A 24,847-nucleotide genomic window follows, 5' to 3' on the forward strand; every position below is an offset into this window, starting at 1 on the left:
AATATGGGAAAGAAAGTTCTTGACGAAAGATCGGGATTTGAATTAATGTGGAATCAGGTGATTGTGACTGTAGCAATCGGCATAAAGTATATATTGTGTGAGGCGAAGACTTGCTAACAGGTCTTCAAAGAAAATGAGAAAGAATGAGTTGGAATCTACACCAACATTTGGGACTCAACTAAACGTGTAAATATTGGTTATATTGATGAATGTCATATTTGTACTTGCATTTCATGCAAGATTCTCTGCCCTTATTTTATCTTGATACGAAACCAGTGTTTGATAGATTGGATAACCTACAGATAGACTAACGTTCTTATAAAACTACGAACTGGAGTAACTATGAAAAAGTTCTATTTTCTATTTGCTTGTATTTTCGCAATTAGCATCTTAGTTGCGCAATATTACGAGCCAATACCGGAGATATTGAATCTGATATCCCTAATCAATGCCGATACTCTGGCGGCTCACGTCCAGCATCTGCAAAACTATCAGACCCGTCACGCGTTGGCAGGCAACCAATTGCAGATAGCCACCTGGATCGGCAACCAGCTTCAAAGCTATGGCATTTCAAATACTTACATGCAGGAATACCAGCATCTGGGCACCACTCAGTACAACGTGATCGCCACGATTCCGGGCTACCTGCATCCTGGGCGATACGTCATTGTGAGCGCACACTATGATTCCCAGTCTTTAAACAGCAGCAACTATACATGGGCTCCCGGAGCGGATGACAATGCCAGCGGAACTGCCGGCTTGCTGGAGATGGCCAGAGTGATGAAGCTCATGGTGTATCAGCCCCGCTGCACGATCCGCTTCATAGCTTTCAGCGCGGAAGAGGGTAATGGATGGGGTTCTGAGGAATATTGCGATTACGCGCTCAGCGAAAACCATGACATCCGGATTAGTGTGAATCTGGATATGATCGCCTCCAATCAGCCGGTCACCAACGAATTCCGCGTGGTTCCTTTCACGGGTTCGCCCCTACATTGCAAGGAGGCTATCGCATTCTCCGAGCCATATACAAGCCTGCAACCGGTGGAAGGCCCGATGAATCTGGGAGGTGACGGCATTATGTTCAATAATGCAGGTTACCCCTCTGTTATGTTTATAGAGCGCCACCTCAGCCCCTATTGGCACTCCGGCGAAGATGTGATCGGCAATCTGGACTTTCAATATGCCCACCAGATCATGAGCGCTGCCACAGCAACGACTGCTGTATTCGCCAATCAGCCTATTGCAGTGGGGGAAGTAAGCGTGTTTGACACTGGCACCGGAAACTCCCTGCTGGCGCAATGGGGCAGCTCTCCCGATCCTGAAGTGAGCCATTACGCCGTATATTGTGGTGCCGATATAAACGCCATGACCTTCTGGCAAAATGTAAATGAAACACAATGCCTCATCACTGGACTAATTGAAGGACAATATTACCATATCGCAGTCGCAGCGGTGAACTCAGCAGGATATTCCAGCATCCGCGCTTTTGCTGATGGGACACCACTTTCGGTGCCCTTAACTCCGCAAAATTTGAAGGATTTTCCTACTTCCGGAGCTATCACAATCACCTGGGATCTAAACACAGAATTGGATCTGGCAAGTTACAACATTTACCGAGCGCTGGGTCCGGATGAAACCTTAGCAATGATCGGCACTGTTCCCGCTCCTCAAACCTCCTTCACCGATACGGAGGTGAGCAGCAATCTGGAGTATTATTACTACAGCGTAAGCGCAATTGATACCCAAAATCAGCAAAGCCCCCTCTCTGAAGCTGTTACCAGCCGCATGGTTTCGCTCGATAGAGGTATTTACGTGATCGACGAGAGCAAGAACTTTGGAGGCTCATCTCCTTTTCAACCAACAGATCTGGCTGTGGATGATTTTTATGCCGCACTTCTGGAAGGCTATGCGCATGTCCAGCATTTGGATCTGGAAGAGTATAGCGGTACTCTTAGGTTGGCGGATATCGGCATTTATTCATCAATTTTATGGCATGGAAACGACAATTCAGATTTTACTTATCCCTATCATCTAAAAGATGTCTTGAGGCAATATGTCTTTTGGGGCGGCAAAGTGTTTTTCAGCGTCTATTTTCCCAGCAAAGCCTTTGAGCTGAATGCGGGCTATCCCGCATTGTTTCCATCTGATAGCTTCATGAATGAAGTACTGGGGATCGGAGGGGTATATTACAGCGTGGGAGCTCGTTTCAAATACGCAATTCCCAGCCAAGAAAACTATCTTTCTCTTCAGGTGGATAACCTCAAAACTTTGGCAAGCTGGCAAGGGCACATCTTTTGTGTTGAGGGCTTAGAGCCTGTGAATCCTGAAGAGAGTATTTTCATATATGCTTCGGATTACAGTTCCAGCAGTGGTCAGGGTATCTTGAATGGAAGCAGTGTAGGAGTGCATCACTATTATGGAGCAGGGCAAACGGTTTGCGTCAGCTTTCCTCTCTACAACATGCAGGTACCAGCTTCGGAAGCTTTGATGGATTATGTATTTGGGACTCTTTTCAACGAGTCCACGGAAGTTCCGGAAGACCAGGTACCGCCAATATTCGGATTTTCTATACTGCCAAATTATCCCAATCCGTTTAATACCGTTACCACCATCAAGTATTCATTAAATGAACCGGGACCAATATCCTTAGACATCTACAACTTGAAGGGGCAGTTGGTCAAGACGCTATTTCGTGGAAATGCTGATAAGGGTAATCATACAATATCTTGGAATGGAACCGATAACTCCGGCAATGCTTGTTCAAGCGGTGTTTATTTCTACAAACTAAGAACCTCTAGTAGAACAATGGTTCGTAAAATGTTGATGTTAAAATAGTTGTGAAGAATCAGGGGAGGGAGTTATTCCCTTCCCTGTCTTTAAAGAAGCAATCATGAGACTAAGAAAACTGGCATTGTTGATGCTCATAATATCGCTTTTATCCGCCCTTGAAGCTCTCACCCGCATTGTTGATATCGATGGCACAGGTCAGTATACATCTATACAAGCGGCGATCAATGTATCCTCACCGGGTGATACTGTGCTGGTATATCCAGGTAGGTATTATGAAAATGTTTATATCCAGACTAACAACATCAGTCTGTTCAGCTTGGAAGTGCTTACCAATAATCCCGCCTACATTGACTCGACAATTATTGATGGAAGACACTTTACTAACGGATGCAATACAACACTGCCATCGCTTCAGCGATGGAACTGCTGAATGCCATCATCAAGATCAGGGAGCCGGAGAAGCTGAATCCTGCAGAACAAGCCGCGTATGCCTTCGCTTGCTCCTCTTTGCCCAAAATGCTCTATCTCTTTGCACCGCATATTGCCGAAGAGCTGTGGCAGGTTTTGCAGCAGAATAAGTTGCTGCACGAAAGCGGTTTGCCGGTTTACGATCCGCAGCATCTGATCCGCAATAGCATTACCTACGTTGTGCAGATCAATGGTAAAATCCGTGGCAAACTGGAAGTAGCAGCCGATACAGATGCCGATACCATTAAAGCCCTAGCCTTGGCAGTGGAGAATGTGCAACGCAGCCTGGAAGGTATGAACATAAAGAAGATCATCGTTGTCCCGGGTAAAATGGTGTCCATTGCCGCAGGGTAGATAGATTAGAGCTTGATTACTTTCAGGTTTTTCGCATTACTGCCAGACTTAATTCTGATAATGTATAAACCAACAGGGGCTTAGCAGCACTAATAGTATTTCCACCCCAGACCATTGCATTCTATCAGTTGTTAAACAATGCTGCAATCCTCTGTGGAATCACTTGTGTCTGTAACAGAAGACCAATATTCTGAAAAGCTCTTCTTTGCGCCTCTTCGTAATTTGAGGCCACACCCTTTTGATTTACCATTTTTTCCCGGTAGTATTCAGTGCCGGTAAGCGAATCAGTTATGCTAAGGTCAACTTCTACCAGAACTGTTACCGCTTCCATTCCGCTGATTTGTTTTCCTTTGTAGCAAGAACTGTTAATTGTGATAAACAAATCGGCAGAATCATTATCAACTGTTTGTATTCCGATATCTACAAGTGATTTTTCAATAAAGGAACTCAAGGTAGCCTTGTTGATTAGCCTATTCTGTAAGTCTGTATTCAGCTCAGATATTTTTACTTTTAACGGTTGACAGTATATTCTCAAGATGCCTTTAGCCGGTTTGAAGTCAGGATAATAAATTCTTGCAACTCTTGACTTGATAGATGTTAGCAAGGAATCCATGTTTATACTGGCTTCAATGCAATCATCTTGAGATCTGAGATACATTTTACTAATTTTAAAATCTATCTTACCCGCAGCGTCTGTTACTGCATAATTAGTTACTTTCCCCAATCCACCAATTTGGATAAAGCTAATCGGGATACCACTTATTGGTACTTTATTATTGTTCATTAACATGCTTACTAACAAGGGAATGGATATGTCAATATCCTTACCTTTCTTACAATTTACAGCACTTGAAGCAAATTCTATCAGAACATTATTCTGTAGTTCATTAATCATTTGAATAATCTTTTGATCTAAATTTATTTCCTTACCCCATGAAGCAACTTTCAAAGTTTCACCGATGTAAGGGCTGATTGCATTAAAGGCCAGATAGAGATTCTGTATGGCAACAACATACAAGCTCTTCTCAAGATTTTCAAGGCTTTGCTCATAAAATCCTCTGCCAATATTCAAAGCAGATTCAATCCTTTCGCTCCTAATCCTCTGATATTCCGCTTTTGATAACCGGTAATAAACCCAATACTCTTTCTTATTGCTCCATGAGTCAACTAATTCTATATTCTCAATTTTTACATCAGTTGAAGTCTGGGTTCTGGTCATCGAATAATCCCTTACTACACCTGTGTCCTCTGTAAATTTGCTCTCAGATTCGCCTTTTACGTAAACCTCGATTTGGGTCGCTATATCATTATATGCGGCGTTCTTAGCCTGGTTCTGATAGTCTTTGTTACCTGCAATGATGCTGCGTCCTATGCCTATGTAATAACCACTTTCATTGGGGTGTTGGGTAATCCATAAAGGCGGTTTAACCGAAGCAAAGATAGGTGCGGTCATTATAAAAAACAGGGTTGTAAGATATTTAATTATCATAAAAAACCTGAGGTCACCCGGATGTTTCCGGATGACCTCATTTCCAGCTAATCTGTTTGCTGCTTAAGCTTGTCAGCAGCAGTTTTTTCTTGTTTTGCCGTAGTTATTGCTGCAGCATATTTCTTACTGCTGGGATTGAGCTTATAGGCTTCTTTTAGATTGAGAATACTATCATCACATTGACCTACATACATTTGCAACAAACCAAGATTGTAAAAAGCCTTGGCTTGGATTTTGGGGAGTAAGGCGGGTTTTTTAGTAGCATCAGTAAACATAATCAAAGCTTCGTTTGTTTCTCCAATTTGAACTTGCTTAATCGCTAAACCCAACTCTGGTAGATTTTTCGCATCTGTTTCAAATTTAGCTTCTACCATAACATCGTAGGGGACAACCAGTTTCATAAACTGATTGCTAATGTCATTGGTAGCAGCCGTATATAAGCTGTTTACATCAATCGCCGCAGGTTGCTTATTATCAGCCTTTTTTGTGCTGTACCTTGCAGACATTAGTTCTTTTACGCCGATTATTTTAGCAGTTTGAACATCACTTATTCTGACATTAACACCTAACGTGTAAGTTCCTGTTCTTGTGTAAACTCGGACATTGTATTTTTGCTTAGTCTCATAGTTTTCTCTTACTACATCTTCAAAGGTAACCGTTTCTTTGTAATTATCGGTGGAGACCCTGCCAAACACCAATGCGGCAGCTCCAAGAAATTGACCCAATTGAGCAGAGCTGTTTTCATCGATAAGCCCTGAATTGCTGAGCTTGTGTTCTGACAATATCCCCTTAAGGTTTTGTCTATCCACAACTGCCTCAAAATAACTGGAATTTACCAACTTTGTTGTAAACATGTCCATTAGGTCATTTGCATGATCTCCTTCACCACCGGTTAAATCACCTAATGCAATCTTCTTGAAGTTCTTCATGTTTACTTCTGCCGGCCTTTTTACCGTCATCTTAACTGCTGTTGTTGCACAAGCAACCACAATTAACAGAACTGTTACTACTGCGATCCACTTTACCAATCTCATGGTAACCTCCATATAGTTATTTTTGTGAGCTGGTATATCTAAAGTTAATTTGTTAGAAGTGTTTGTTTAACGATATTTATCACACATTTTGGAGCAGAAATTGCTATCGCTTTGATTCCCTTGTTTATGGATTTAGTGCGATGTTGCTTAATAATAACACGAGTGCTAACGGTTGCGATATTAGTTCTCAGTTGGTTTATACATGCAATTGTGCGCATCGGTAATTGTTGATGATAAAAGTGTGAAATTGGTGAGGCTGTTAAATGTGTAGCGTTAGGTCTGGGGTATAAACAGCTTGCTCTGGGCTTGTATAAAACGGGACGCTTATCTACAAAATGATCGGGGGGGGGGGGGGCAAGACACTGTATAACAAGAAGATGCAGAATAAACAGCTAACTTAGATAGTAAGGACACTACAGTTCCCATGCCGTTCACTACTTCAGCAATTTTCAGATATTTCAAGTTTCTGAGCATAACTTATCCTTCAAACAATTTTAGCCATATATTTTAAGATCATGTCCCACTGGTCTTTGCCACAATTAATCTGCAGCCTTAAGACATTCAATGCGCACTCTTAATAATCTGTGTAATTCTGTCAAGATAAATATCAAACCTCAGATCCGCCTGTTTTTGGAGACTGTTCAAGTTTTACTTCGTGTTTATGTAATCTTGGTGTTCAATTGTGGAAAAAAGTGGGCGAAACTGAGTTGGCAGAGCCTTCACCCATTTAAGTCAGGAGTCGTTAGTGCCTATACCGGCTTTGAAGTGAGATTTATCTTTAGCGGCACTAAGGACTCGTGGCGAAGATGCGGATACTATCTAATCCTATGATAGAGGAACACTTTGCGCACGCACGAGTCCTTTGCTCCACTCAAAATAGCTACTCCTTTAGCAATCGTGAAAGGTGCAAACGACTCCTGACTCACATAGGTCTATAGGTTGAGAAGTTGAGAAACAACTTTCACTGCTTTAGCTCTCACTGCTTTAGCTCTCACTGCGTCAGCTATAAACCGTCACTAGAAACTTCAAACTTTCACCACTTGGACAAATTGCTTAATAAACTGAATGCTAACCAGATACACATTTACTAAGATAGCACTTGGACATAGACACTCTGCTATAATTTCAGCATTTTTTATCATTACAAACTTCAAATTCATACATTTTTAACCCACTTGGACATTTCCCTTAAATCGATTGTAAAATACTCACAGTGTTCGTATCCTACTGAGCATTATACTCTTTACTTGCTGCATTCGGGTATCAAATCCATTGACGATGCCACTTGGACATTTGAAGTTTTGATGATCAAATTTGAAGTTTTAAGTGAGGGTTTATACTTGGAGCGTAGCGAGCTTTGGATAAGCGATGAGCACGATGGACTGATTAAATCCATTGAAGAATGTTTCCCGGGACAGCAAAGACAGCGTTGTATAATCCACTGGATGCGAAACGCTCAGTCTAAAGTATCAAAAGCTGACCTTGTGTGGTTGATGCCCTTATTGAAAGATGTAGTGTGTTCAGGCACAAAGGAATCCTTTGAATTAGCCTGGAAAGAGCTGATAAAGGTAGTTGAAACCAAAGGAAGGGATAGGCTAAGCGAATGGCTGGATAGCACTTACCTCGAGATAACGGTTTATCTGGAATTTCCCCCGGCGCATTGGACAAAGATTAAATGCACCAACTCACTTGAACGGCTGAATGAGGAACTCAGGCGCAGAGAAAAGTGTATTCGCATTTTCCCTGATGAGAATAGTTGCAATAGGTTGATCGGAGCTATACTACAAGGATACTCCGAAGATTGGACATGCGGTAAGATATATCTGACAATGCCTACTATCTCACCCTCTACTATCTCACCCTTTACTATCTCCCTAACCTACCTCTTATACAAGCCCATAACTCCCTCAATTCCCAAACCCGTAACTACCTCACATTAAACACTTTACAAATCTGTCCAGTTTTCCTTGTCCAAACCCCAAACCCCTAACTACCCTATACACCAAATACATCCAAGTTTCCAGTTTTCCTTGTCCAAAACTACCCCAAAAACCCACTTTTCCTTGTCCCCCCACACGAGACCGATGAGAGTGAGCATGTTATACCACAGAAAACCAATTGAGCAGCACTAAACCGTGTTTCAGGTCATCTATCACGTTCCGGTTGGTACCGGTCTTTAAGATAGCGCAACGGAGGTTTTACCAGCAATTCCCCGAATGCGGAAAAGGGGCTGAGTTCCATCTTCTGCCTTTGCCAGAGGAGATTCCCGGGTTGATTGTCGCTGCTTTTGAACCGCCCGCCGCAGCACATGCCGAGATTGGCATCTTTGGCGAGTCTATGCATCTCGTTCAATTTGCAGAGCCTGCCATAGGGAAAGGAGAACAAACGCTGCATCGGAATCGCCAGGGATCGAAATACTTCATCGGTTTGATCCAGTTCCAGCTTCATCTGTCCAAAACTCAAGCGGGAAAAGTCTGGATGCGAAAAGCTGTGGGAGCCGATTTCCGTCCCTGCGGTGCAAAGCTCTTTCACTTGTTCCAAGGTGAGAAATGGCTTGTTTTGAGCCAGAAACTCCTCCTGAGATACCTGCATCAGAGCTTTCCATAAAACATCCGTGAAGGCGTCTTTTTCCTCCATTTCAACGCCAAACAAACGCTTGCCCAGATCGGTCTCTTCGGGGAGCTTAAAATCGTCTTTCAGATCAAACAGGCGTTGCTCGATCAGTTGCGGAGAATTTGCCGTGCGAATAGCCAATAGCTTATGATTCCAAGCCATTGCCCGGTTGTCGATGCACTTTCCGATCAGAAACATCGTGAGCGGAACGCGGTACTTTTTCAGGATGGGAAAGATGAATTCATGGTTGCACGACAGACCATCATCCGTGGTAATGCTGATTGTGGGCTTTTTCCCACATGTGTCCTGAATAGCCTCGGAAAGGGACACGAACCGGAATCCGGCTTTGGAGAGAAACCTGATCTGCGCTTCAAACTGTCTTTGACTGATGCCTCCGGCACAGACAGTGCTACGCTTGTCTCCGATCTGATGATAATAGAGTACCCGGTGAGAGTTTCGCCACATTCTCAAGTGCCCCGCTTCCATCAGAAAGCGCCGTCTCCGTCCTGAAGGTTCAGATCTTTCTCCACATCCCAAAGCGCTTTGCTGATAAGCATTTCCATCGGGTATGATTTGCAAAATAGATAGGGAAGACGATTGGCATCCATGATGCTTTTGAAGTGTGGATTTTGGCTATAGATGACGTCGATTTGGTTCGTCATACACAACTGCATGATGAAGGCGGCAAAATCTCCTTCGAAGTTTGAGTCCAAATACATGTATGGCAGGCGAAGGATGCCGTCGGTCACCAACAGATGCAGCACCGCGATCAGCTTTTCCCCTTTGAAAAGCTTGAGTGGATAGCTCATCACCGCTGCTCCGACATTGCCAAAATAGCTGAGATTACGAGCTGAAACTCCTTCCAGACGGGGGTGGTTAATGGCGTTTTGCATCCGCCAGGATAAGGATTCGGGGGTCTTGATGCTAAAGTCTTTGCGTGTGTGCCTATTGATGAATTCCAGACATTCAGAATCCATACAATTGCCATATTCCACAGTGAGATCAGCAGCGTTTGCAGGCTTGCGTCGTCCTCGCAGACGCATATTCTGCAAGCAGGAAAGCGATCCGTGCAGGGGTTGATAGATCAATCCCGGAAGCCTGAAATTTGGTCTGAATTCCCTGAGAGCGCTGCGATTGATATTCAGAAACCAATAGGTTCGCGGTCTGAGCATATAAACCTGGTATTTGCCGCTTGCCAACAGTTTTTTAATCGTCCAAGGCGATCCGGAATTGATGGCGATGTTTGGATGGCTCGCGGTGCCCATATCAGTGAGCCGCTCTGCCAGATGCTTACCCCTGTATCTTGGCGTCGCCCACCAACTTGTGAGCCAAAACACTTTCGCCCAAGCGTCACCAACGCGTACCCGATCTGGAATCAAGCCCAGATAAGCACAAATCTCGCTGCCTTCACGCATCATCAACCAAAGCGGATCACCTTCCTCCGCGAATGGATTGGCTATATATTGCTGCAAGCGCGGACGCGTGAAGGGAAGCTCTTTGGACAGCCAAAACCGGCTGTCATCATAGAGCTGCCTGAGCTCGCGCAAAGTGTATGTTTCGATCTTCAAGTTTTCAAACACGATACCACCGGAAAGTTTTCCTTGCACAGGAAACTAACTTGGACAAAATGTCAAGCGAAAAAAACAGCATTTGTTGACGCTCTCCCGGGCACAATTGCAAAAAAGCATTGACACCAGAGAGGGGATCGCTGGTTTGGGTTTCGTCTGAGACGGTTCGTTTTTTACCTGAGGTGGAAACGATGCCATTCCGACGCTTTACAATCACCTTAAGACGCACCTAAAATTGAGTATTAAAAAAATAAATTAGTGGAGGAAAAATGCCATTATTACAAGCCATCAAGGACAAAAGCGTGAAGATCGGAGTGGTCGGTTTGGGCTACGTGGGTTTGCCAATGGCGGTCACGGTTGCCAAAAAAGGGTTTGAAGTCATCGGCTTTGAAGTCAGCCAATATGCGATCGAGCACGTCAATGCCGGTAAGAACTATATCGGAGACGTGACGGATCAGGATCTGATCGACGTCGTCAATGCCGGGAAGCTTTTCGCGACAGCGGATTATAGCAGAATGAAGGAAGTGAACATCGTTCTCATCGCCGTTCCGACTCCGTTGGATCTCTATCATCAACCGGACACCACCTACATCGAAGGCAGCACAAAGTCCATGGCGGCGCATCTGAACAAGGATACTTTGGTCGTCTTGGAAAGCACCACTTATCCCGGAACCACACGTGAGATCATCGTTCCTGAGCTTGAAAAAGCCGGATTTGTGGTCGGCAAAGACGTGTTTGTCGCTTTTTCGCCCGAGCGAGTCGATCCGGGCAACGAAACCTACAAGACTCACAACACGCCAAAGGTGATCGGTGGCATGACTCCCAAATGCAACGAAATCGCCGGGCTTTTCTATGAAAGCATCCTGGACGCGTCCGTGCACTTGGTTTCTTCTCCCGAAGTGGCAGAAATGGAAAAGATTTATGAAAACACTTTCCGCAACATCAACATCGCCCTTGCCAACGAAATGGCCGTGCTCTGTGATCGCATGGGGATCAGCATCTGGGAAGTGGTCGATGCCGCCAAGACCAAACCCTATGGCTTTATGGCATTTTATCCGGGACCGGGTGTCGGTGGACATTGCATTCCCATCGATCCCTTCTATCTGACCTGGAAAGCCAGGGAATACGATTTTCACACCCGCCTGATCGAGCTCGCGGGAGAGATCAATATCGCCATGCCGGAATTTGTCGTCCAGCGCTCCATCCGCATTCTGAACAAACAAGGCGTCGCCATTTCCAGAGCAAAGATTCTGCTTTTGGGCGCCGCCTACAAGCGCGATATTCAGGATATGCGGGAATCACCCATCGAAGGCGTGATCACCCATCTGGAAGGCTACAAAGCGGATTTTGAGATTCACGATCCCTATGTTCCGGAATTTCATCACGAAAAGAACGATAAGATGTATCAGACGGTATCTTTGGGCAACTTGAAGAAATATGACCTGATCATCGTGATTACGGATCACTCCAATGTCGATTATCAAAAGATAGCCGATTCCGGAGTGGCGATCCTCGATACCAGAAACGCCTTCAAGAACATCAAAGCGGATAATATCGAACTGATGTGATCCATACTTGCACTCAGGAAGAGATAATCAGGCTGTCAGTATCTGGCAGCCTTTTTTCAATAAAAGCAGATAAAGGGTCTCACTACTCCTGCCCGGATACGGGTGTGAGGATCGAGAAAGCAGCTTTGGAAGCCGCTGAATATGTCGATCCACGTCTGGGGCATTGGTTGATCCCCGAAGCCTTCCAAGAGCATGATGCTCAAAGGGATGCTTTCAAAGCCGGTGTTGATCACTCCCGGTTCGAAAGATAGGAATCGGACAAGCTGCGAGGCTTGGATCATGGAGCATATCACTCCTCTGCCACCGGCTTTGGCAATATCAGCAAGATGCCGGGAATCCGGGCTAAATGACAAAGCAAGAATCTTGTCCCGGATATCGGCAACGCATAGTTCCTCGGAGGTTCGGATCAATTTCAGGGAACCATGGCACACTTTTCCAAAGCCGATCTTTCCTTCCAAACGCTTGCCTGAATAGGAGATGCTGAGTTCCTCTCCGGGTTTTGCCGATAGCACTGTTCCGCTTACATGAGCTTGAAATTCCAGTGGTTTATGCAGGTATTGGATGGTCATTTGCCCGGTTGCGCGATCCAACTTCGTGATCGTTCCCGTGATCGGAGCGCGCACGAAAGCGGGCATGGTAGAGCTGCTTGAACGTTCTACCCGCTTGGCAAGCACATCGTTGCGATAGACGAAGTCGCCGATGTTTTTTACTGCATAGCGTGCCGCGCGCCTGGGTTCCAGCATCAGTTTTTCCGCCAGATCGATATTCATTGGTTTGCCAGAATAATCCTGGATCTCGGATAGCACCATAATACCGGTGCTTTCATCCAGAAACTCGATCTTCCCACGCACCGGACAATGCAATTTGCGGGAATGTCTCATGTGCAAAGACAGCTTGACATCATCAGGGATAATGGCATAAACTTCGTCAAAATCAAGGGAATCTCCCACTTGCTTGATCACGGAACGCCGGATGTCAAACGACTCGAGCCGATATTGCAGAATCGCGTCTAAGATATAGAGCCGCGGGGGATTGAAGCGATTGACCGCAACGACGTCATCCGGGGACACTTTATCGCCCACGGAAACGTTGATCTCACCTTTATAGGGCAGCTTGACGCGCCTGATCCATTCTTCGTCTTTCAGCACAGGTTTGATCAAAGAAAGAGGGCTTTCCATTGCTTCTATGCCGTCCGTTTCATAAGCTTTCAGCTTTGTCTCTGCTTCGTTTCTCCGTTTTGAGGGATCGAGTCTCGTATCGATAATGAGTGGCAGAAAAGTGGAAAAGCCGGTTCGTTTTTCCGTTTTGCCGATGGACGCCTGATTCAGCAGCTCGATCTGGATGGATTTCTCGCCGGCGTGGAAATAGTGAAATTCATCTGCCTTGACCTCCAGCTTTGTGCATTTCCCCGTTTCCGATATTGATATCCGCATCACCGCTTTTTTTTGTTTGGGAGAAAATACCGGAGCAATATGCAGTGCCAGTTTTTCGATGCAATCTCTTGCCATCAGATGGCTTGCAGCAGTGGGATCGACCTCGCTCAACACTCCCAGATGAGGAGAGATGAACCGGCGGTCGATCCAGATTTCCGTGATGCCTTTGGGGCGAAAGGAATCGATCAGGATCAGCGCGCATTGAGCATGGTTCTGCGCGTGGGCAAAGATGCCTCCGGCTCCCATCAACACATCGACGCCGCTATGAGAAAACACGTACTTTCTCTCTTCCCGCATATATTCGAAGATCATCTCATATTTATCATACTCGGCATTCTTGAGTTTGTCCATATAGCCGAGCTTGCCGGTGTTGTAATGCATCTGCCGGTGTTGGACAAGTGCCATGGCTAACGCTTCTCGTGCCAGGGCGTGCTCGATGCGGTATTCATTGCTCGTGCGGGGATTGGAGGTCGGATTGATCGTCTTGTTGGCGATATAGTTGCGCAAGTCCGATTCGTCTATGTCATTGGGCAGCCATCTCATCAGATTCTCAGCGCCGCATTCCTTCAGCACGTTCAAGGCGCTGTAGCTCATACCGAGGTTGGCGCTCACGGTTCGCTGAATATGGGTGTTGATGTAAGAAAAGACGTCTGTGGTCGCCCCGCCAATGTCGAAGGCAAAGATATTGAGCTTTTCCTTTCCCGCCGCGAGCGAAAGAGCATTTTGCACACCCACCGGAGTGGGAATGATCTGCGATGCTACCAAAGGAAGCAGATTTGTATAGCCGGGCGCGTGTTCCATCACGTTTTCCATGAAAAGTTGCTGTATCTTGTCCTGTGTCGGTTCGAGGTTTTCCATTTCCATGTCGGGACGGAGATTTGGCAGAATATGCAGATCAAAATCCTGGCTGATCAGTTTCTCGATCAAAGAAGCTGCATCCCGGTTGCCGGCATAGATGGCTGGAATCTTTCCGGCGGCATCGAATTTGGGTTCCGGAGCGGCGATGCGAACAATCTCCGCCAAACGCAGCACTCCAGATACTGCTCCTCCATCCGTTCCTCCGCAGAGCAAAATCATGTCCGGATGCAGGTTGCGCATGGCGAGCATCTGTTCCATTGCCTGACGTTTATCGTCAACTGCAAAGGTATCCAGGATCACTCCGCCGGCACCGTATGCGGCGCGCTTGGCACTGCTGGCGGAATCAAACAACGTTAGCCCGATCACCAAAATCTGCAAACCTCCGCCCGCGCTGCTCGTGGTCAGATAGGAAACGTCTTCTGCAAAAGCAAGTTCGGGAGCCAAAACTCCATCGCGCAGCAATTTGTTGCCGGTTTGTTGTTCGAGATTTTTTAACGCTTCGATGATGCCATAGCGCACGTCCGAAAGAGGATACTCCACCGTTGTGGCGGCATGGCTGAGCCCGATCAGTTTCGGGATTGTGCCCCGGGTGTCCAATAAAATGGCTTTGGTGGTGGTGCTGCCGATGTCACTCAGCACCAGAAAAGGCATCGTCGATCTCATAAGCACTCCTTTGATCAGATTGATAGCGAATAATGCAAGATTACCAAGCCGCTACAAAGTGTCAAGATGATTTGTGCCGCTTCCGCGCTCGGGATGGAAGAGACTGTTCAAAAACCATCACCATTCTACGCTGCTTTACCAGAGCACTTGGAGAATAAGTAAAAGGAGTCACTTGAATTTGCAAATTGGCTCACTGAAAATTGCAAATGGGGTAAACTGGGGAATTTGGATCACTGTTTTTGCAAATTTAGGTCACGCTTTTTGCAAATCACTACAAGACGGGTGTACCCAAACACATTGCATTCTGCGACGAGTCTGCTCAACCCAAATACTCATGTTTTCTTTAACCCAACTTTACCATTCTAAAAGTTATACACTTGTCCAGCATGCACTTAGCTGATTCATGGGCAAACACGTGTTTGTGTTTTCTGACTATTCTTTTGATTGGATTCCGGCTCAAATTCAGTGCATTATAGATTTGTATGTGATTATCTTCCGCTACAGCGCTGTCCACTATTGTGATAGTAGCGCCTTTTCCGGTTTGCATTGTGCTTAGGATCAACTGATGGTTGCGCAGCATAGTCCATGATATGTTTATCTCCTGTTCATGTAGCCGGCCTTGGATTGCGTTGACCAGATGATATGCCAGGACAGCGCCAAAGAGATGAAGCTCTCTCCCGCGAATCTTTTTGTTGGTAAACGGGTCTAAAGTGAAGCTCAGATTTGAGGGTTCTGAAAGCGCGTTCAACCGTATTCAACATCATATACATAGACCATATCTTATCGCTGCTGAGATCTATATGGCTGGTGCGAAGATAATACGATCCCGAGTACTTGGCGTCAAGCGCTCCCGGAAAGAGGGATCACGCGTTATGGTGGCTGACAGGGTCTTCATGGCAAATTGGCGGTCCAGGTTATCCTGCACTAAATAAACCTCGCTCATCCCGCCTGAGCCAGTGTGTTTAATAATGGTAAAATCGCCTAAAACTGTGCCTATGTCCAATTCCATACTATTTCCTTGCGTTTTGAGTGTATATCTTTCTATACTGAGGTTTGATAAAATCCATGAATTTCTCAGGTTTTATCAGCATCAAGGGGTTACCGTCAGCATAGCATTCGCCCATATACTGGACAATCATACCGTCTGGCACCAAGACAAAAAACACAGGATTGGATTTGTCAGGATAGCCTTTTCTCAAATCATCTTTCAACTGCCTGTTAAACTCTTTTTCAAGAAGTTTCTTGAATCTGTCTCTGCGATTGGGAAGGATGATATCATAAGATTTAATAATATGGAAATCCCGGTCGAACATAGTGTACTCAATAGATTCATCACCATGAGCGCCACCCCAAAAACCTTTGTGGCGTTTATACAAAGTTATAAGGTCTGTATTGAGGACAACTTTGATAAATAAACTATCATAAATGCTGCCTATAAATGCCGGTTCTTCAAACGTTACCCATGAATCCAGTATGCCATCAGCAAAAGCTTGAACATCATATTTGTTTTCTTTTGTAAGTAAATAATCAAAATCGCCTGCATCGCGATCACCGATTTGTTTCATTACATGCTCAATCAATTTTGTCACATCAACGCTGTCACTGGAGAAAACAGGATAACTGATATAAATAGAAAATTCACCGGTGGTTTTGGCTATACCGGATACATTTACTATTCGGTCTGTGAATTCAAACAGAGGTTTAGTGCCAGCAAGAGGTGGGTTTGTTTCATTCTTATCCTTTTTTTCAGTCAAATTGCATGCAATGCAAAAAAAGACAGCGCCCACCAGAAACAATAATCCCGAAGTAATGTGTTTGAGCGCTTTGCTGAAAATCTTAATTCTACTAATCATGGTTCTCCTGTAATTTCTTTTGTTTTGGCTTTGATACGCTGCACCTTATACATAGCCTGGAAGTTAACTGATGGATGAGCATCATAAAGGCATCTGCGCTATGAGTCGTGTTGCGCATGATTCCGATCATGCGGGGTAAAAACTTCGCAGCATCGGAATGCTGCGCTACGTGTCGGGTAGCGCATGATTCCATTCATGCGGGGGAGGGTGAATTCGCAGCATCGGAATGCTGCGCTACATGCTGGGATGCTGCCAAAGACCAAAGTCCAAAGAGCCAAAGTCCATTTAATGGATAGCCCTGAGCGCCCGCAAGCCCTTGTTGTGGTACCCGTTGTCGGGATTGCTGTTGTTGCGGTTAGCAACCCGACAGTTGTACTCACCGTAGTACCAAGAACCGCCACGCAGCACACGATATTCGACTGAACCTGCTCCTCTTGGATCAGAAGCCGGACTCTTGGCATAGTAATCCCCGGCATACCAGTCCCAGCACCATTCCCACACGTTGCCACTCATATCATAAATGCCAAGTTCGTTGGGTGCTTTGGATCCCACAGGATGTGTTTTGCCGCCCGAGTTGCCTCCATACCAAGCTACGCTGCCGATATCGTTTGAGCCAGCATATTCGTAGCCTTTGCTTTTGTTTCCGCCTCGTGCGGCATACTCCCATTCGGCTTCCGTGGGCAACCTGTATCCATTGGCATTCCAGTCACAGACTATGGTTCCTCTGCGCCAGTCGTTCGGTTTATTGCTACCATCGACACTGTAGCACGCAGTTAGACCTTCATTGATACTGCGCTTGTTGCAGTAATCTATGGCGTCAAACCATCTCACTTGCGCCACAGGCAGATTTTCACCTTTGAAATAGGAAGGATTGGAACCCATCACAGCAAGCCATTCCTTCTGCGTCACTTCATGTTTGCCGATGTAGAATGACGCAAGCGTCACCTGATGCACCGGTCGTTCATTGCTCTCCACATCAGTTGCGCCCATATTGAAGGTTCCGCCTTCCACATAAATCATATTCTTAGTTTGAGTTTGCATCTGGTTGGGGGTGCTTATTGTATTCTCAGCTCTTGGCGGCGGATGGTTTTTGCCATCTACTTTGTCACAAGCATCGAAAAGATCATGACAATCCGGGTAGCGGGCTTCGCGTTGTTTTTGGGTGGCTTTTCTGATGATTGCAACTGTTATCTCGCCAATAAATTGGTAAATTTTCCGGGGATCGGGCAAGTCCTTGTTAACTATCTCCAGCATCACATCAAAATCGCTGTCGGTATCAGCGCTATAGGGCAGTTTACCGGTCAGCATTTCGTAGAGCACAATGCCGGAGGAATAGATATCGGTGCGGTGGTCTATGTCTTTCGTGGCTTTGACTTGCTCCGGGCTCATATAAAAAAGGGTTCCCAGTTTGGCGCCGGTGCGGGTGAGATGTTTATCACTCATCAGGCGGGCAATGCCGAAATCCATCACCTTCACATCATCATTGGCATCCAGCATGATGTTCGAGGGTTTGATATCACGGTGGATGATCTGCTTGGCATGAGCATAGCCCAGTGCGCTGATGATTTGTTTGAAGATATGGAGGCTACGCTGTTCCGGGATGGGACCGGTCTCGGCGATCACATCCTTCAGCATATTACCCGGGGCGTATTCCATCACCATGTAATAGACACCATCCTCCACGAAGAAATTGTATAGGCTAACGATATTATGATGTTGCAGCTTTGCCTGAATGCGCGATTCATTGACGAAACGTTCGGAAAACTGCGGATCACTGGTCAGCGTGGGATTCAGGCGTTTGATCGCCACTTTCCTATCAAGCAGTCTTTCCTCTGCCAGATACACTTCTCCCATGCCGCCTTCGCCAAGCAAGCTAAATATATGATAATCACGCAGGATAGCTCCTATTTTAAATTCCATCCACTCCTCTCCATGCTAACGTTGGAACATGGTTTTAATAACTCAATCAAATGTCAAGGAATTTATCAAACCGCACATACTGGATGGAATGCTGAAAATCGGAGGCAAAAAAATGGCTCCTGAAGAGGGATTCGAACCCCCGACCTAGTGGTTAACAGCCACCCGCTCTACCGCTGAGCTATTCAGGAACGCATTAGTTGGGCAATTTTTTTTCAGGGTCATTTTTTGTCAATACTTTTATGGAATTGTGTCGGAAAAGATACCCGTGAATTGTGCATAGATGTCTATCATTCAATGCATTGAGTGTTGCATAGACCGTCCTTCTCAATGAGTAGCTTTCGGCTTCGCCGGCTTCAGAACTTCCGTCGGTTTCGTAGCAGAAAAACGGCGAAGCCGTGAGAGTGTAATCGCGCATGACAAATATGCGCTCTCTGCCATTCCAACGCAAGGATATCCGGCAATAGAATCTCCTGTTTGAAGTTATCGCTTTTCACAAAGAAGTTTCTCATTATATTGTCATATCAGCCGATAGTGATGAAATCTAAAAGTGAAGAAAAATTTCATTGACGTATTTGCGGGTAGTATAAAAGTGAAACAAAATGGGGTTTTGTCCCCAGATGATACAGTTAGACATAGATTACACTGTTTTTTGCATAAATGAGCGAGGAAGCAATTTGCTTTCTTTGCTCGCGAACTAAAAAGTAAACGTAAGTACAATCGGGGTGCCGACCGAGACCCGGCACGCCAAAGAAAAGTAAATGAAACAGACTAAGCAAGGAGAAACAGATGCTTAAAAAACTACTTATCGCTTTAACCCTTATTTTTGCAATGGGATTCGTGGCAAGCCTACACGCGGATTATCTTGTAAACTTCGATGGTACCGGAGAAGTAAAGACTGCTTATGCTTCCGGAACAGTTAATCTTAGCGGATTGGACTGGAATTTGGGTGAAACTCTGATCGGTACCGAAACTGCTGAATTACTCGGTGGAATCCGGACTGCCAGATTGAGAGGATATGGCATATCAAGTATGTCTATGCTGGCTAACAAAGCAAATGGTTTGGGTACTTTAACCTTTAGCTACAGAAGGTATGCAACCGATGCCCAGGTTGACTGGCAAGCAGAATACAGCACAGATGATGGTACCTCATGGGCTCCGATCGGCGCAGCATTCACTGCTCCCGCAACAACTGATATCCAGACCTTTTCGGAAATCGTGAACGTGACCGGCAACGTCAGAATTCGGATCAAGAGAGCAACGGAAACCGGCGTAATCAATCGGAGATTGAACATTGACAACATTAATTTGACCGATTTTACGGGTGTTCCCACTCCGACCATCATTGCATCCGGAACCCTGAATGCTTTCAGCACCTTCACGGGAACCCCTTCCGCCGCTCAAACTTACAACCTCAGCGGCAGCGCTCTGACGGCAAATATCGTTGTCAACGCCCCCCCCGGATACGAGATATCCTCAAACGGAAGCACCTATTCAGAGTCGCTTTCGCTTGCCACAAGTTTCAATGGTCCTATCTATGTCCGTTTGATCGGAACAACTGCGGGTAATTTTAGCGGAAACATTGTGCACACCAGCACCGGCGCCGCACAAGTGGACAAAGCAGTGACCGGCACCGTGACCAATCCAGCCCCGATGATTTATGCCACCGGAATCCTGAACGCTTTCAGCACTCTGGTAGGAACTCCATCAGTGGCACAAAGCTACACACTTTATGGCGAATTTCTGACCGCCGATATTATCATCACCCCTCCCACAGGATTTCAAATCTCTACGAACGGTGGCACCACCTATGCCTCCAGCGGTTCGGTTCTTCCCACATTCAACGGACTGATCTACGTCCGCCTTGCGGGAACTACAGCGGGCAGCTTCAGCGGAGACATTACTCACACCAGCACCGGCGCCACTCAGGTGAACAAAGCCGTAAGCGGAACAGTTAACCCACCGGTGACGGCACAGGTATTGTTTGAAGAGAATTTTGATTATACCGCGGCAACGCTTCTAACCGCAAACGGTTGGACAGCACACAGCAGCGGCGGCTCGAGCCCAGTGATCGTTGGAAACGTCGGTCTCACCTTTCCAAGCTATCCTTCCCAGGGGGGACTATGTGCACAGACCGTGTTAGCAGGCAGTGCGGAAGACGTTCACAGGAGCTTTACCGCCCAAACCAGCGGCAGTTTCTACGCTTCCTTCCTCTTCAATGCCAGTGAAGCCAACGCTACCGCGGGAGATTATGTCTTCCACATGTCGCCTGCCACGATCAGTACAGATTTCAAGGGAAGATTCTTTGTGCAGAAAGACGCATCGAACAACCTCCGTTTTGGAATCACCAAAGCCGGAACAGCCACATCAGCCGTTTGGACGGATTATCTGTATCCCATGAACACCACTGTTCTCGTTTTGATCAAATATGTGATCGTTGCCGAACCCGCCAACGACCAAGTTTATTTGTGGATAAATCCCAATTTCAGCGGAGCCGAACCCGCTCCCCAACTCACTGCGTCCGATGTGACGGGTGTAGATATCGGCAATATCGGCTCAGTCGCCATCCGTCAGGGAACGACTACTCCGATCGCCAAGATCGACGGCATCCGCGTATCCAATGACTGGAACATTCACTGGCAATCCCAGCAACTCAATCCCGTCATACATGCCACCGGCGATTTCGGACCCTTCCTCGCCGTTGCGGGAGTGCCTTCCGACGCTCAATTCTACAATCTCCACGGCGATGACCTCACTTCCAATATCTTCATCGACGCACCGGATGGATTTGAAGTCGCTACCAATAATCAGGGTCCCTGGACAAACACCCTTTCCGTCAGTTCCAGCTTCAATGGAACCGTATATGTGCGTCTCGGCACGCTACCGGCAGGTTTTTATGGAGGCGCGATCGTCCACACCAGTGGATCAGCCGTTGCTGTCAACCTGCATGTCGAAGGCGAAGTATTTCCTCCTGAAGGCATAATCAACGTTACGCAAAACCTGCAACCCTTCACAGCCATAGCCGGCACGCCAAGCGCCACCCAAACCTATGCTCTCAGCGGAACGAATCTATACGGCGACATCATCCTCACCACAGCAAGCCCCTTCCAGATCAGCGTCGGCGGACAAAACAACTGGCAGACGGGCTTGATCCTGCCCTTCAACTTCAATGGAAACATCGACGTCCGCATGAATGCCGCAAGTATCGGTGTCTATTCAGCAACGATCACCCATGCCAGCGACGGCGCCACTTCGGTAGCGATAAACGTAAGCGGAACAGCCACTTCCGGCGGAGCTGCCACCAATCTCTTCTTCAGCGAATACGTCGAAGGCGGTTCAAACCGCAAGGCAGTGGAGATCTTCAACGGCACCGGCGCAGCAGTGAACCTTGCCAACTTTTCGATCAAGAAACAGGTCAACGGAGCAGGTCTTTTCGGTAGTGAACTCCTCCTTACTGGAACTCTTGCAAACAACGACGTCTATGTGATCGTCTATTCCGCCGCCACGGGATCCCTACTCGGGGAACCATACGTCGATCTCGCAACTACCTCCGGCGCGATGACTTTCAATGGTAATGACTGCGTAGCACTCTATCATAATGGAGTCCAGATCGACGTGATCGGCATCGTGAACCAGGTGGAAAACTGGGGCATAGATGTGACTCTCGTTCGGTATCCCAACGTCACCGCTCCCAGGGTAGATTTCACTTTCTCCGAATGGACGAGTTATCCCGTTGATACCTTGACCTATCTGGGCTGGCACACCTTCAATCCCGGTGGAAGCTATGCCGCGACGCCCACTTTCGCTCCCGCCCCGGGCACCTATTATGCTCCTATCAACGTGACGATCAGCACCACCACGCCAAACGCCACGATCAGATACACCACCGATGGCAGCGATCCCAGCCCAACCCTGGGAACCATCTACACCAATCCAGTCGCTGTGAATACCACCACCACGATCAAGGCGATCGCCTACGCGGACGGTTTTCTTCCCAGCAGCATTGGTGCCGCCACCTACTCCTTCCCCATATTCGTGAGCACCATTGCCCAGCTCAGAGCCCAACCCACCGGCACAAACGTCTATCGTCTCACCGGTGAAGCGGTTCTCACGTTCAAACAGACCACCCGCAATCAAAAGTTCGTGCAGGACGCCACCGCAGCGATCCTGATCGACGACGTGGGTGGAATCATCACCACAAACTATAACCTCTACGACGGCATCACCGGTATCACCGGAACGCTGACCACCTATAGCAACCTGCTGCAGTTCGTTCCAACCCTCAATACCGGCGCTGCCACTTCAGTGAACAACGTTATCGTTCCCGAAGGGCGCACCCTTGCCAGTCTCACTTCCGCCGATCAGTCAAAACTGATCAAAGTCCTGAACGTGAGTATCGATGCCACCAACGTCAACTTCGGCACCATTGCCGAGAACATCGATGCCACCGATCCCACTGCAACCTTGGTGCTGCGCACCTTCCCTGCCACAAACTACAGCGGAACGCCCATTCCGGTTAATCCTGTGAATCTGGTCTGCATTGTGGGTCAGTTTGGTACCACGATGCAGGTCTCCCCGCGTTTCCTGGCGGATTTTGAAGCGACATCCGGAGGCTTGCCAAGCCCCGTTCTAACCATCAATCAGAGTGCCGGTTTGATCTCCGTCACCTGGAATGCGGTTGTGGGCGCGACTTCCTACATCATTCAAGCGTCCAATTCCCCCTACAGCGGCTTCGTCACCGTAGCGACGATCTCCCAAACTCAGTATGCCGCACCTGCGACCGAAATGAAATTCTTCCGCGTGATCGCCGTGCAATAATAATAGCCATAAACACCAAAATCATCAAGCCCGGGAAGATGATTCCCGGGCTTGTTTTTTTTCTTGTTGAGCAGGATGCCGATCCAGCCAAATCACGGATCACGACAGAGTTGCTCCTTTCTCAATTATTTAGTTTTCAGCTTTTATAATCTGGAAGCGAGAGATAGCTTATCCTAGTAGAGCGTCCCATATTTAATGTTGCATAGTCTTGGTTTCGGATTATCTTATCTCTTGAGAATACTTATCAAGAGGAGATACACATGGACCCGAGAAGAAAGAGATTACCTTTGGTAGTTGATGCCACTGTTAAAGCAGAGTTAGAGAAAATAGCTAACAGGCGAACTCAAAAGCATGCTAGCGTTTTCAGAGCAAGGATATTGTTGTCGTACATAGACGGCAGGAGAATATCGGACATAGCAAGAGATATGAATACAACTCGACCATTAGTAGAGCGCTGTATTGATAAAGCATTTAACTATGGAATTATGGACGCCCTGAATGATCTTCCCAGATCAGGGCGCAAGCCATTAATAACTGATGACGCTAAGGCATGGGTAATAAATTTAGCATGTACAGCCCCGAAGGAATTGGGATATGCTGCCGAAGTATGGACATTTAGCATGTTGGTTAAGCATATCTTACAGCATGCTGAAGCTAATGGGCATAGTTGTTTAATGAAAATGGGTAAGGGTGGTCTAACGAGAATACTTGATCAAGCTAACCTGCATCCCCACAAAGTTTCTTATTACTTAGAGAAACGTGATCCTGAGTTCGCGATCAAGATGGCAAATGTTCTTTGCGTGTATAAAGAGGTCGAGATGATAAATGCAGAGCCAGATGTTGAACGCAAACAAACGACAATTAGCTTTGATGAGAAACCAGGAATTCAAGCCATTAAGAACATTGCAGCACAGCTATCACCCGTACCAGGGGTTTATCCAAACATAGGAAGAGATTATGAATATAAAAGGTTGGGGACAGTATCATTGCTTGCTGGCATTGACCTTCATACGGGACATGTATATTCTGTGATCAGAGACAGGCATAGAAGCTTAGAGTTCATTGAGTTTCTAAGCCTAATTGATTCAAGCTATCCCCCGGACTGGTCGATCAAGCTGATTCTGGACAATCACTCTTCGCATCTATCCAAAGAAACCCAGAAGTTCTTACAGACAAAGCCAAGTAGGTTCGAGTTTGTCTTTACCCCCAAGCATGGATCTTGGCTGAATATGATTGAAATGTTCTTTAGCAAGATATCCCGTTCATTTCTTAGACATATAAGAGTTGGATCAAAGCAAGAACTGGTCGAACGCATCTACCAAGGGTTGGATGAAATCAATAAAACACCGGTCGTGTTTAGATGGAAGTATAAAATGAATGAAGTTCAATTATAGAACGTTAATTATGGGACGCTCTACTAG

General features: G+C 46.5%; 14 protein-coding genes and 1 tRNA gene. 7 read left to right on the top strand and 8 right to left on the bottom strand.

Annotated features, from left to right (window positions below):
* Positions 1-342: 342 nt before the first annotated feature.
* Genes Q8M98_02660 through Q8M98_02670 form a run of 3 tightly spaced genes read left to right on the top strand, consistent with a single transcriptional unit; the run spans position 343 to position 3,612 of the window.
* Positions 343-2,835 (top strand): M20/M25/M40 family metallo-hydrolase, encoded by a 2,493-nt coding sequence (locus tag Q8M98_02660; GenBank protein ID MDP3113656.1) that lies wholly within the window; start codon positions 343-345, stop codon positions 2,833-2,835.
* Positions 2,836-2,890: 55 nt separating this feature from the next.
* Positions 2,891-3,220: a hypothetical protein gene (locus Q8M98_02665; protein MDP3113657.1), complete on the top strand. Its 330-nt coding sequence runs from the start codon at positions 2,891-2,893 to the stop codon at positions 3,218-3,220.
* The gene (locus Q8M98_02670; protein MDP3113658.1) at positions 3,178-3,612 is read left to right on the top strand and encodes a class I tRNA ligase family protein; all 435 of its coding nucleotides are present in this window, start codon (positions 3,178-3,180) and stop codon (positions 3,610-3,612) included. Before Q8M98_02665 ends, Q8M98_02670 begins: the two co-directional genes overlap by 43 nt.
* A gap of 124 nt (positions 3,613-3,736) precedes the next feature.
* Here the strand turns inward: Q8M98_02670 and Q8M98_02675 are convergent, their stop codons facing one another.
* Entirely contained in the window at positions 3,737-5,065 is a 1,329-nt protein-coding gene (locus tag Q8M98_02675) for an LPP20 family lipoprotein (GenBank protein MDP3113659.1), read from the bottom strand.
* An 83-nt stretch (positions 5,066-5,148) separates the two neighbouring features.
* Positions 5,149-6,135, bottom strand: coding sequence for a CsgG/HfaB family protein (locus tag Q8M98_02680; protein ID MDP3113660.1), 987 nt, complete (start codon positions 6,133-6,135; stop codon positions 5,149-5,151).
* Positions 6,136-7,439: 1,304 nt separating this feature from the next.
* Here Q8M98_02680 and Q8M98_02685 point away from each other — a divergent pair.
* Positions 7,440-8,075, top strand: a complete 636-nt coding sequence (locus tag Q8M98_02685; GenBank protein ID MDP3113661.1) for a transposase — start codon at positions 7,440-7,442, stop codon at positions 8,073-8,075.
* 205 nt (positions 8,076-8,280) lie between these two features.
* On the opposite strand, the gene Q8M98_02690 is transcribed toward Q8M98_02685, so the two are convergent.
* Both Q8M98_02690 and Q8M98_02695 read right to left on the bottom strand, forming a co-directional pair.
* Positions 8,281-9,234 (bottom strand): polysaccharide deacetylase family protein, encoded by a 954-nt coding sequence (locus Q8M98_02690; GenBank protein ID MDP3113662.1) that lies wholly within the window; start codon positions 9,232-9,234, stop codon positions 8,281-8,283.
* On the bottom strand, positions 9,234-10,328 hold the full coding sequence (locus Q8M98_02695; GenBank protein ID MDP3113663.1) for a hypothetical protein: 1,095 nt from the start codon (positions 10,326-10,328) through the stop codon (positions 9,234-9,236). Before Q8M98_02695 ends, Q8M98_02690 begins: the two co-directional genes overlap by 1 nt.
* Before the next feature lie 257 nt (positions 10,329-10,585).
* Here Q8M98_02695 and Q8M98_02700 point away from each other — a divergent pair, with 257 nt between their 5' ends.
* The gene (locus Q8M98_02700; protein ID MDP3113664.1) at positions 10,586-11,884 is read left to right on the top strand and encodes a nucleotide sugar dehydrogenase; all 1,299 of its coding nucleotides are present in this window, start codon (positions 10,586-10,588) and stop codon (positions 11,882-11,884) included.
* Positions 11,885-11,940: 56 nt separating this feature from the next.
* Here the strand turns inward: Q8M98_02700 and Q8M98_02705 are convergent, their stop codons facing one another.
* The 4 genes from Q8M98_02705 to Q8M98_02720 all read right to left on the bottom strand — a co-directional run bounded on the left by Q8M98_02705 (position 11,941) and on the right by Q8M98_02720 (position 18,799).
* On the bottom strand, positions 11,941-14,838 hold the full coding sequence (locus Q8M98_02705; GenBank protein ID MDP3113665.1) for a glutamate mutase L: 2,898 nt from the start codon (positions 14,836-14,838) through the stop codon (positions 11,941-11,943).
* A 1,010-nt stretch (positions 14,839-15,848) separates the two neighbouring features.
* Complete coding sequence (locus Q8M98_02710; protein ID MDP3113666.1) at positions 15,849-16,691, bottom strand: hypothetical protein; 843 nt, start codon at positions 16,689-16,691, stop codon at positions 15,849-15,851.
* 285 nt (positions 16,692-16,976) lie between these two features.
* On the bottom strand, positions 16,977-18,611 hold the full coding sequence (locus Q8M98_02715; GenBank protein MDP3113667.1) for a bifunctional serine/threonine-protein kinase/formylglycine-generating enzyme family protein: 1,635 nt from the start codon (positions 18,609-18,611) through the stop codon (positions 16,977-16,979).
* A 113-nt stretch (positions 18,612-18,724) separates the two neighbouring features.
* Positions 18,725-18,799: transfer RNA gene (locus Q8M98_02720), tRNA-Asn, on the bottom strand.
* Positions 18,800-19,397: 598 nt separating this feature from the next.
* Here Q8M98_02720 and Q8M98_02725 point away from each other — a divergent pair.
* Together Q8M98_02725 and Q8M98_02730 are read left to right on the top strand one after the other, a co-directional pair.
* Entirely contained in the window at positions 19,398-23,426 is a 4,029-nt protein-coding gene (locus Q8M98_02725) for a chitobiase/beta-hexosaminidase C-terminal domain-containing protein (GenBank protein ID MDP3113668.1), read from the top strand.
* A 260-nt stretch (positions 23,427-23,686) separates the two neighbouring features.
* Entirely contained in the window at positions 23,687-24,820 is a 1,134-nt protein-coding gene (locus Q8M98_02730) for an IS630 family transposase (GenBank protein MDP3113669.1), read from the top strand.
* The last annotated feature ends 27 nt before the right edge of the window (positions 24,821-24,847 follow it).

Source organism: Candidatus Cloacimonadaceae bacterium, assembly GCA_030693415.1.
GTDB lineage: Bacteria > Cloacimonadota > Cloacimonadia > Cloacimonadales > Cloacimonadaceae > JAUYAR01.